Source organism: Paraburkholderia phenazinium (assembly GCF_900141745.1).
GTDB classification, from domain to species: Bacteria; Pseudomonadota; Gammaproteobacteria; order Burkholderiales; family Burkholderiaceae; genus Paraburkholderia; species Paraburkholderia phenazinium_B.
In genome coordinates, this window is sequence record NZ_FSRM01000002.1 from 460,874 (window position 1) to 472,631 (window position 11,758).

Annotated in this window: 4 protein-coding genes; all 4 read left to right on the forward strand. The window is 63.4% G+C overall.

The genetic code is table 11. The features are described 5' to 3' along the window. The first annotated feature begins 292 nt into the window (after positions 1–292). The 4 genes from BUS06_RS22180 to glgX all read left to right on the forward strand — a co-directional run bounded on the left by BUS06_RS22180 (position 293) and on the right by glgX (position 11,724). The gene (locus BUS06_RS22180) at positions 293–3,736 is read left to right on the forward strand and encodes a maltotransferase domain-containing protein (protein ID WP_074266584.1); all 3,444 of its coding nucleotides are present in this window, start codon (positions 293–295) and stop codon (positions 3,734–3,736) included. After that, positions 3,736–7,203 carry a maltose alpha-D-glucosyltransferase gene (gene treS, locus BUS06_RS22185; RefSeq protein WP_074266585.1) on the forward strand — a complete coding sequence of 1,156 codons (3,468 nt, stop codon included), beginning with the start codon at positions 3,736–3,738 and terminating at the stop codon, positions 7,201–7,203. Before BUS06_RS22180 ends, treS begins: the two co-directional genes overlap by 1 nt. Next, positions 7,196–9,412, forward strand: a complete 2,217-nt coding sequence (gene glgB / locus BUS06_RS22190; protein ID WP_074266586.1) for a 1,4-alpha-glucan branching protein GlgB — start codon at positions 7,196–7,198, stop codon at positions 9,410–9,412. Before treS ends, glgB begins: the two co-directional genes overlap by 8 nt. 95 nt (positions 9,413–9,507) lie before the next feature. Continuing rightward, positions 9,508–11,724: a glycogen debranching protein GlgX gene (gene glgX, locus BUS06_RS22195; protein WP_074266587.1), complete on the forward strand. Its 2,217-nt coding sequence runs from the start codon at positions 9,508–9,510 to the stop codon at positions 11,722–11,724. Positions 11,725–11,758 lie beyond the last annotated feature (34 nt).

Sequence of the window (11,758 nt, forward strand, 5' to 3'; positions counted from 1 at the left end):
CCGACGCGCTCCCTGAGTACTCGCACTTCCCTCCGTTTTCGCGGCAGCTATAGCCGCTGGCACAGCGTTTGCTGCAGACTTTACATTTATCTGGTCCAGAACCGCGCGACTGGCGCATGCGCGTGCGTAGTGTTCGTTACTGCCCGGCGGGCAAGCGATCTTTGCACTACATTGACCAGTACGCACGTTGAATTCACGCAGCGTGCGGCCTCCGGCTCTGGAAGCCCCAAACAGCGGTGTAATCGCATCCCGATGCATCTACATCGCGGCAGGACGAATCTGGAAACGACCGATGGAACCTTCACAAAGGTATGCGCCGCGGATCTATTTTCTCCACTCTCTCCTCGTCGGGCCGCTCGACGCGTGGCCAGCGCAATTTGCGCACGCCGCCGAGCTAGGCTTCGACCATGTGCTGATCGGCGCGCTGTTCCAGCCCGGACGGGCGGGACACGCGCAGATTGTCAGCGATCACCGTAAGCTGCACCCTGTCTTCGGCACGCAGCAGGACGCGCCCGAAGCGCTACGCGGCCTTACCGCCGCGGCGGGCCAGCACGGCCTGAAAGTGCTGACGGACGTCGTGATCGATCGCTTCGCGGCAGACAGCGCCCTCTTCTCCGAGCACCCCGACTGGTTTCATCCGTTCGAATCGGAAGAGGCGCGACTCGATCCGCGCCACGCGCATCGCGAGGACAACGTCGCCTATGTGAACTTCGGCAACGAGGGCAGCACCGCCGCCCTTCTCGACTGGTGGACTCGCGAACTGGTCGGGCTCGCCGAAGCGGGCGTCGCCGGTTTTCGTTTCGATTCGCCGCACCGCGTGCCGATCGCGTTTTGGCGCCAGCTTGGTGCAGCCGTGCGGGAGCAGTATCCGGAGATCCGCTTTCTTGCGGCCACACCGGGTCTCGCACGCGGCGATCTGCAACCTCTCGACGACGCGGGCTTCGACAGCGTGTTTTCGTCAGTGCGCTGGTGGGACTTCCGCTCCAGCTGGATGACCGACGAGCATGCCGCGCTGATTCGCATCGGCGCACCGATCGCGTTTCCGGAAGCGCCGTATGGCACTCGCCTCGCCGCCGATCTCGACGACGTACACGATGCCGCGATGCTCGAGCGCGCCTACCGCCGCGCGCTGTTCACCGCCGCGTCGACCGGCACTGGCTGGCTGCTGCCGATGGGCTTCGAATACGGCGTCGCGACACCGATGTCGTACACACGTGCCAATGCCGCGCAATACGGCGAGCAGTGCAAGACGGCGCGCTTCGACCTGTCCGGGCCGGTCAAGCACATCAACGAAGTGTTAAGTGCGTCCGAGCCGCTGCAGAGCGTCGGCGAACTGCGCGCGCTGAGTGGTCCGAGCGCGCCCGCGGCGGTGCTGTTGCGCGGCGATCGGCTTGATCTGCGCGACAGTCAGCAGGCGATCCTGATCGTCATCAACCCGGACTTGGGCACGCCGTTGCGGGTCGATCCCGCGCGTTTCCTCGCCGGGGTGCCTGGCAACTTCACGCGCTTCGTACCGCTCGATGCCGCCGCGAACGCCAAACCCGCGACGCTGAGCCCCTTTACGCTCGGACCCGGCGCCTGCCGCCTGTTTGGCGCGCAAGCCGAAAAGCCGGTGCGGCTCGCCCCGCCCATCGACAAGGCGGGCAGCAAACGCAGCGGCCGCAAATCGGTGCTGGAAGCCATCTCTGCCCCACGCGTGGCGATCGAAAGCGTGACGCCGTCGGTCGACAATGGACGCTTCGTCGTCAAACGCAATGTAGGCGAGCGGGTCGAGGTGAAAGCTGCGATCTTCGCGGAAGGGCACGACAAGATCGCCGCCGCCGTGATGTGGCGCGCCGCCGACGAAACCGCCTGGCACGAAACGCCGATGGTCCCCGCGCCACCCGCCGGCAACGACCTGTGGCACGCGCGCATCCCGCTCGAACGGGTGGGCCGTCATGAATTCACGGTGCTTGCATGGCGCGACGACTTCGCCTCGCTGGTCGAGCACGTGCAGAAGAAGCTGAAGGCCGGGCAAACGGTGGAGCTGGAAATCGCTGAAGCGGGCCATCTGTTCGCGCTGGTGCTGGCCGAAGTGGAAACGGTGGAAGGCGCGGTGACTGAACCGCTCGAACATATCGTCAAGGTCTTCACCAAAGCCGACGCGGACACCAAGCTCGCCCTGCTGCTCGCCCCCACCACGGCCAAAGCAATGGCTGCGGCTCGTCATCGGCCGTTCCAGACACGCGATCCGGTCACGTACCGCATCGATGCCGAACGGACCGCCGCGCGGTTCGCAAGCTGGTATGAGATCTTCCCGCGCTCGATGAGCGACGACGAAACACGGCACGGCACCTTCGCGGATGTCACGAAGAAACTGCCGCGCATCCGCGACATGGGTTTCGACGTGCTGTACTTCCCGCCGATCCACCCGATCGGCGTCGCGAATCGCAAAGGCCGCAACAACACGCTAACCGCGCAACCGGGCGACGTCGGCAGCCCCTACGCGATCGGCGGGGCGGAAGGCGGCCACAGCGCCGTCCATCCAGAATTGGGCACGCTCGAAGATTTCAAGCAGATGCTGGCTGCCGCACACGAGCATGGTCTCGAGATCGCGCTCGACTTCGCGATCCAGTGCTCGCCGGATCACCCGTGGCTGAAGGAGCATCCCACCTGGTTCGCGTGGCGCCCCGACGGCACGCTGAGGTACGCCGAGAACCCGCCAAAGAAGTACCAGGACATCGTCAACCCGGACTTTTATGCGCACGACGCCAAGCCCGACCTGTGGCTCGCATTGCGCGACGTCATCCTGTTCTGGATTGAAGCGGGTGTACATATCTTCCGCGTCGACAATCCCCATACGAAACCCCTGCCGTTCTGGGAATGGATGATCAACGACGTGCGGGCGCGCTATCCCGACACGATCTTCTTCGCGGAAGCCTTCACGCGGCCGCGCATGATGTATCGCCTTGGCAAGATCGGCTACTCGATGTCGTACACGTATTTCACGTGGCGCGAATCGAAGCGCGAGTTCACCGATTACCTGACCGAACTCACGCAGACCAACGTCCGCGATTACTACCGGCCGAATTTCTTCGTCAACACGCCGGACATCAACCCGCGGCATCTGCAGTCCTCAGGACGCGCGGGCTTCGTGATGCGCGCCGCACTGGCCGCGACGCTGTCGGGCCTGTGGGGCGTGTACAGCGGATTCGAGCTTTGCGAAGCAGCGGCGCTGCCCAACAGCGAGGAATACCTCGACTCCGAAAAGTATCAACTGCGCGCGTGGGACTGGGACCGTCCCGGCAACATCGTCGGCGAGATCACTGCCCTGAACCGGATTCGCCGCGCCAACCCCGCGCTGCAATCGCATCTGGGCATCACGTTCCTACCGGCGCACAATGACCATATCCTGTTCTTCGAGAAAGCCACCGAGGCGCGCGACAACGTGATCGTCGTCGCCATCAATCTCGATCCGTTCAACGAACAGGGCGCGGATGTCGAGCTTTCATGGGACACCTTTGCGCATTGGCATTTGCACGATCATGCGGCGCTCGAAGTCGTGGACCAGATGACCGGTGCCCGCTCCGAGTGGTACGGCCGCTGGCAGCATGTACAGCTGAACCCGAGCGTCATGCCGTTCGCGATCTGGCGCATTGCGCCAGCCGGCGGCCTGCCACCCGAGCCCCCCAGCGCAGACGACGATAGCGGCAGCCATGCAGACGCTGGCGCCCAACCCCCGACCGAAGGTGCCTAATGAAACGTGACGACCCGACCGAGAGCACGTCGCAAGCCCTCACCGCAGAAGCCGCAGTTACAGGCACGGGCAGCCGCGCGGCGAAACCGAAGCCAGGCCGCCGCGGCAAGGTTTCGACGCTTAGTGACGATCCGCTCTGGTACAAAGACGCGATCATCTATCAGGTGCACATCAAGTCGTTCTTCGATGCGAACAACGACGGCGTGGGCGATTTCCCCGGACTGATCGCCAAGCTCGACTACATTGCCGAACTCGGCGTGAATGCGATCTGGCTGCTGCCGTTCTATCCGTCGCCGCGCCGCGACGATGGCTACGACATTGCCGACTATCGCAACGTCCATCCGGATTACGGCCAGCTTTCCGATGTGAAGCACTTCATTCAGGAAGCGCATGCCCGCGGCATTCGTGTGATCACCGAACTGGTCATCAACCACACGTCTGACCAGCACCCGTGGTTCCAGCGCGCCCGTCTTGCGAAGCCCGGATCGAATCATCGCAACTTCTACGTCTGGTCCGATACCGATGAGAAATACACCGGCACGCGGATTATCTTCATCGATAGCGAGCCGTCGAACTGGACCCACGATCCCGTGGCCGGGGCGTACTACTGGCATCGGTTCTATTCGCACCAGCCCGACCTGAATTTCGACAATCCGGCCGTGCTGAAAGAAGTGCTGCAAGTCATGCGCTTCTGGCTCGACATGGGCATCGACGGGCTGCGTCTCGATGCAGTGCCTTATCTGGTGGAACGCGAAGGCACCAACAACGAAAACCTGCCGGAAACGCACGCAATCCTGAAGAAGATTCGCGCCACCATCGACGCGGAGTATCCGAACCGCATGCTGCTCGCCGAAGCGAACCAGTGGCCGGAGGATGTGAAGGAGTATTTCGGCGACGAAGACGAATGCCATATGGCATTCCACTTCCCGCTGATGCCGCGCATTTACATGTCGATTGCCAGCGAAGACCGCTTCCCGATCACCGACATCATGCGGCAAACGCCGGATCTCGCCGAGACAAACCAGTGGGCCATTTTCCTGCGCAATCACGATGAGCTGACGCTCGAAATGGTCACGGATTCGGAACGCGACTATCTGTGGAACACCTATGCGAGCGACCGCCGCGCGCGGCTGAACCTCGGCATCCGGCGCCGTCTCGCACCGCTGATGGAACGCGACCGCCGCCGCATCGAGCTGATCAACTCGCTGCTGCTGTCGATGCCCGGCACGCCCGTGATCTACTACGGCGACGAACTCGGCATGGGCGACAACATCCACCTCGGCGACCGCGACGGCGTGCGTACGCCGATGCAATGGTCATCGGACCGTAACGGTGGTTTCTCGCGTGCCGATCCGGAGCAACTGGTGCTGCCGCCGGTGATGGGTTCGCTGTACGGCTTCGATGCGGTCAACGTCGAAGCGCAGAGTCGCGATCCGCACTCGCTGCTGAACTGGACGCGCCGCATGCTCGCCACGCGTCGCGCCAAGCAGACCTTCGGGCGCGGCACGATCCGCTTCCTGAAGCCGGCCAATCGCAAGATTCTCGCGTATCTACGCGAATTGCCAGGCGAGCCGACCATTCTGTGCGTCGCGAATCTGTCGCGTGCGCCGCAAGCGGTCGAACTCGATCTCTCCGAATTCGCGGGCTCCGTGCCGATCGAGATGACCGCGGACTCCGTATTCCCGGCGATTGGTCAGCTTACCTATCTGCTGACCTTTCCGCCCTACGGCTTTCTGTGGTTCCTCATCTGTCCGGGGACGCAGCGTCCGACGTGGGCACAACCGCACTCGGAGCCGTTGCCCGAGTTCGTGACGATTGTGATTCGCGAAGGCCAGGCTGGCCCGACGCCGGAGAACGTTCGGCTGCTCGAATCGGAAGTGTTGCCTTCGTGGTTAAGCCGGCGCCGCTGGTTTGCGTCCAAGGATGAGCCGTTGCACGCCGTACGCCTTGCGGCACTGACGACAATCCCGAACGGCGGTTTCGCTTTCACCGAGATCGAAGCAGACGTTGGCGATCACACCGAACGCTATGTGTTGCCGATTGCGATTACATGGGGCGGCGAAACCACCACGCCTCTGTTCATGCAACTGGCGCTGGCGCGCGTGCGCCGCGGCCGCAACGTCGGTCACCTGACGGATGCGTTCGCACTGCCGATCTTCGCCCACAACGTCCTGCGCAAGCTGCGTGAACGCGCGGTCGTGCCGACGGTGCAGAAAAGCGAAATCTGCTTCATCCCGACCGATCGCTTCGACGAACTCGATCTGGGCGACCGCCCCGAGATTCGCTGGCTGGCAGCCGAGCAAAGCAACAGCTCGCTGATCATCGAGGACGCCGTGGTCCTGAAGCTGGTACGGCGCCTCGTGAGCGGCGTCCACCCTGAAGCAGAAATCAGCCGCCATCTGACGAAGATCGGCTACGCGAACACCGCGCCGCTGTATGGCGAAGTGGTGCGTATCGATCCCGCCGGTGTGCCGCACACGCTGTGCATCCTGCAAGGCTTTATCGACAACCAGGGCGATGCGTGGAACTGGGCGCTCGATTATCTGCGCCGCACGATCGACGATCTCGCGCTCGCCGTCGACGCCGACGACGCTGTCCCCGATCCGGAAAAGGAAGCGCAGGCTATCGAAGGCTACCGGGCTATGGCCGGCATCATCGGCAGACGCCTCGGTGAGTTACATGTCGCGCTCGCCGCGCCGTCGGACGATCCAGCGTTTGCACCGGAGCCGGCCACACCCGAGCAGATTCGCGCGTGGACCGAAGGCACGCAAAGCATGCTCTCCACGGCGCTCGACCTGCTCTCGCATCGCATCGATCAGTTGACCGACGATACGAAAGAGCTCGCGCAGAGCCTGCTCGATCGTCGTGGAGCCCTCACCGAAGCAGTGGCGAAGCTCGTACCTGCGGATGCGGGCGCCTTGCGCACACGGATTCACGGCGACTTCCACCTCGGGCAAGTGCTGGTCGCCCAAGGCGATGCGTATCTGATCGACTTCGAAGGCGAGCCGGCGCGCACGCTTGACGAACGTCGTCAGAAGTCGAGTCCGATGCGCGATGTCGCCGGTCTGCTGCGCTCGTTTTCGTATGCAAGCGCAGCGGCGCAATCCACTACGGAAAGCGCTCCGCAACAGACCGCAGACCGCAAGCGCGCGCTGTTCGACCGCTTCCGCGTCTACGCTGCGGAAAGCTTCCTTGGCGAATACCGCGCAGCAGTCGCCGCTGCCGCACAACCGCTCGTGGCGCCCGCGTCGGAACAGGGCTTGCTCGATCTCTTCCTGATCGAAAAGGCCGCTTACGAGATCCGTTACGAGGCCGCCAATCGTCCGACGTGGCTCGGCTTGCCGGTGCGTGGTCTCGCCGCGCTCGCGAGCCGGATGCTCGGCGATACGGGTACTCCCCACGACACATCGACGCCAGGCTCCCCTGGCGCCACACCGCCTAACCCGGCTGAGGGCGATTATGAGTGAATACGATCCGACCGCCGACCTGCAACCGCTCGATCTCGACGCACTAGTCGAAGCGCGGCACCCTGATCCCTTTTCACAACTGGGCCCGCATCAGAGCGACGCGGGAGCCGTGGTACGTGCGCTCTTGCCGAATGCCGCGCATGTCACGGTCATTTCGCGCGCCGACGGCTCGACACTCGGCGAGCTGCAGAAGATTCATCACAACGGACTGTTCGTCGGCCGCGTCAGTGCAGCCGTGCCGTACCGGTTGCGCATCGACTGGCACGGACCGCTGCAGGAAATCGAGGATACCTATTCGTTTGGGCCGATCCTCGGGGATGAACCGCTGCACCGCCTGGCCAACGGCGACCCGTATGCGGTGCTCGAGTGCCTCGGCTCGCGTCCGATGGAAATAGACGGCGTGCCTGGCGTGCGCTTTGCGGTGTGGGCGCCGAACGCACGGCGCGTCTCCGTGGTCGGCGACTTCAACTCGTGGGACGGCCGACGCCATCCGATGCGCCTGCGTCATCAGGCCGGCGTGTGGGAGCTGTTCGTCCCGCGTGTCGGTGCCGGCACGCGCTACAAATACGAGCTGCTTTCGCGCGACGGCCATCCGTTGCCGCTGAAAGCCGACCCCTGCGCGATGCAGACCGAGAAGCCGCCTGCAACGGCATCGGTGGTCGCGCACGTCGACGAGATCGAGCAGTTTCCGTGGACCGACGCCGCATGGATTCAATCGCGCGGCGCCAATCAGACGCCACGCTCACCGATCTCGATTTACGAAGTGCACGCCGAGTCATGGTTGCGGATCGCGGAGGACGGCCACCGTGGCCTCGACTGGAGCGAACTCGCAGACCGGCTGATTCCGTACGCCCAAGGCATGGGCTTCACGCACATCGAATTCATGCCGATTGCCGAGCATCCGTTTGGCGGCTCATGGGGCTATCAACCGTTGGGGCAGTTCGCGCCGTCGGCTCGCTTCGGGAAACCCGAACAGTTTGCGCAGTTTGTCAATCGCGCACACGAAGTCGGGCTCGGTGTGATTCTCGACTGGGTGCCGGCGCACTTTCCGAACGACGCGCACGGCCTCATCAATTTCGACGGTACGCCGCTCTACGAACACGCTGATCCGCGCGAGGGCTACCACCAGGACTGGAACACGATGATCTACAACCTCGGCCGCAACGAGGTGAGCGCGTTCCTCGTGGCCTCGGCGCTGGCCTGGCTCAAGCGCTATCACGTGGACGCCTTGCGCGTGGATGCGGTTGCCTCGATGCTGTATCGCGACTACTCGCGCGCCGCTGGCGAATGGGTGCCGAATATCTATGGCGGCAGAGAGAATCTCGAATCCATCGCGTTTCTCAAGCGGCTCAATCATGAAGTCGGCTATGTGCCGGGCGTACCTGGCGCTATCACGATCGCCGAAGAATCCACGGCGTGGCCGGGTGTCACCGCGCGCGTCGAAGACGGCGGCCTGGGCTTCGAATTCAAGTGGAACATGGGCTGGATGCATGACACGCTGAACTACATGCACGAGGACCCGGTGTACCGCCGTTACCACCACCACAACATGACGTTCGGGATGGTGTACGCGTATTCGGAGTGCTTCGTGTTGCCGCTCTCGCACGACGAAGTGGTACACGGCAAAGGCTCGCTGCTCGGCAAGATGCCGGGCGACCGCTGGCAACGCTTCGCCAACCTGCGTGCGTATTTCGGCTTTATGTGGACCCATCCGGGCAAGAAGCTGCTCTTCATGGGCGGCGAGTTCGGTCAGATGGCGGAGTTCGATCACGACGGCTCGCCGCATTGGCATCTGCTCGACGATCCGCTCCACCACGGCGCGCAAAAGCTGGTACGCGACCTGAATCACCTGTACTGCGACGAGCCGGCCCTGTACACGCTCGATTGTGAACCCGGCGGCTTCGAATGGCTGATCGGCGACGATAGCGACAACAGCGTGTTCGCTTATCGACGCGTCGATGGCGCCGGCCGCGAACTGGTGGTGGTCTGCAACTTCACCCCGGTGCCGCGTCTGGGCTATCGCCTCGGCATGCCGCTCGCCGGACGCTGGAGCGAAGTGCTCAACACCGACGCCAGCGTGTATGGCGGCTCGAATGTCGGCAATGCCGGGCTGATCTATACCGAGGAGATCTCGAGCCATGGCAAGCCGCAATCGGCCTCGCTGATTTTGCCGCCGCTCTCGACGATCGTACTGCGCGCGGATAATTAGGCTACTGAACCAGGTCAACCGGACTGAGGCGGCTAAGGCAAAGAACGGGTGGGCGGCCCCGCAAGACACGACCAATCAGAACAAGGACGGGAACCATGTCGCATGTATTACCCGACCGGCTGTTGCCGGGCTCGCCCTATCCACTAGGGGCGAGCTGGGACGGCCTCGGTGTCAACTTCGCGGTGTTTTCGGCCAATGCCCAGCAGATCGAGCTGTGCCTGTTCGATCCGACCGGCCGCAAGGAAATCAGGCGCTTCACGCTGCCCGAGTGCACGGACGAGGTCTGGCACGGCTATCTGCCGAACGCGCATCCCGGCACCGCCTACGGCTTTCGCGCGCATGGCCCCTATCAGCCGCAGAACGGACACCGTTTTAACCCGCACAAGCTGCTGCTCGACCCCTACGCGCGCAAGCTGGTCGGACAGTTCCGCTGGTCCGATGCGCTGTTCAGCTATCGCGTGCATTCGAACCGGCTCGATCTTTCGATCGACCGGCGCGACTCGGCGCCGGGCATGCCGAAGTGCGTGGTCATCGACGAAGCGTTCGACTGGTCGCACGACGCACGGCCGAACGTGCCGTGGGGCGAGACCGTCATCTACGAAACGCATGTGCGTGGTGCCTCGATGCTGCGGCCCGATCTGCGCACGCATGAGCGCGGCACATTCGCGGCACTGTCCTCGCCGGAATTCATCGACCATCTGCAAAAGCTCGGTGTGACTGCTGTCGAACTGCTGCCCGTGCATGCGTTCCTGAACGACCGCTTTCTGGTGGAGCGCGGGTTGCGCAACTACTGGGGTTACAACACCGCGTCGTTTTTTGCACCGGAGCCGTCGTATCTGAGCACGCACCGGCTCGACGAAATGCGCATTGCCGTGCGGCAGTTGCATGCCGCGGGCATCGAAGTGATCCTCGATGTGGTCTACAACCACACCTGCGAAGGCGGCGAGATGGGCCCGACGGTCTCGTGGCGCGGGCTCGACAACGCCAGCTACTACCGCCTCGTGCCCGGCGACGAGCGTCACCATATCAACGATACCGGCTGCGGCAACACACTGAACCTGCCGCATCCGCGCGTTCTGCAGATGGTGATGGATTCGCTGCGCTACTGGTCGACGAAATTCAACATCGACGGCTTCCGTTTCGATCTCGGCGTGACGTTAGGCCGCGAGCACTCGGGCTTCGATCCGGGCTCGGGCTTTTTCGACGCGCTGCGCCAGGATCCCATCCTGTCGCAACGCAAGCTGATTTCCGAGCCGTGGGACATCGGCCCCGGCGGCTATCAACTCGGCAATCATCCGCCGGGCTTCGCCGAATGGAACGACCGCTTCCGCGATACCGTGCGCCGTTTCTGGCGCGGCGACGCAGGGCTGCGGCCCGATCTTGCGGCGCGCCTGACTGGTTCCGCGGATCTGTTTAACCGCCGCTTCAGAAAGCCGTGGGCGTCGGTAAATTTCGTCGCATCGCACGATGGCTTTACGCTCGCCGACATGACTGCGTACGAGCAAAAGCATAACGAAGCCAACAACGAAAATAACAACGACGGGCATAACGAGAACTGCAGTTCCAACTGGGGCGTGGAAGGTCCCACGGAAGATCCCGCGATTCTGGAAACTCGCGCGCGCGTGGCGCGCTCGCTAGTGGCGACGCTGTTCATGGCGCTCGGCACGCCGATGCTACTGGCCGGCGACGAAGCCTGCCGCACGCAGAACGGCAACAACAATGCCTACTGCCAGGACAACGAATTATCATGGATCGACTGGGAGCGCGCGGGCTCGGAAGAAGGTCGCAGGATGACCGAGTTTGTGGCTCGCGTGATTGGCTTGCGCAAGCAACATCCGCTGCTGCGCGAGACGCGTTTTCTGTTCGGCGACCGCGAAGTGCTGCCCGGCCTCTACGACATTGGCTGGTTCGACGAGCGCGGCGATCCCTTGACCATCGAGGCCTGGCAAGACCCTGAAGGACGCGCGCTGACGTTGCGCCGCGCCGGTCCCGGAATCAATGGCGAAACCGAAGTATTGTTGATGATGCTCAATGCGTCGGGCGACACGTTGCGTTTTTCGCCGCCCCCGCCGCACCTGGAATGGCGCATGCTGCTAGATACCGCGAACCCCGATTCGCCAACTCATCCGCTGGCCATGCCAGAGGTCGAAGTGGCGGCACACGGCCTCGTCATCCTGGCCGCGCAAGCGGTAGGAGATGCGGATTGGCAGGCCGGCTGGAAAGCGGGTCCGCAACACGGCCAGCGGCTATTGACGGCGTTGCCGCCTGATCCGGGCACGCAGTCGCCCACCGACGGCGAATCGCACACGTAATGTTGTGCGGACCCGAGGTGGCGGAGCAAAACCG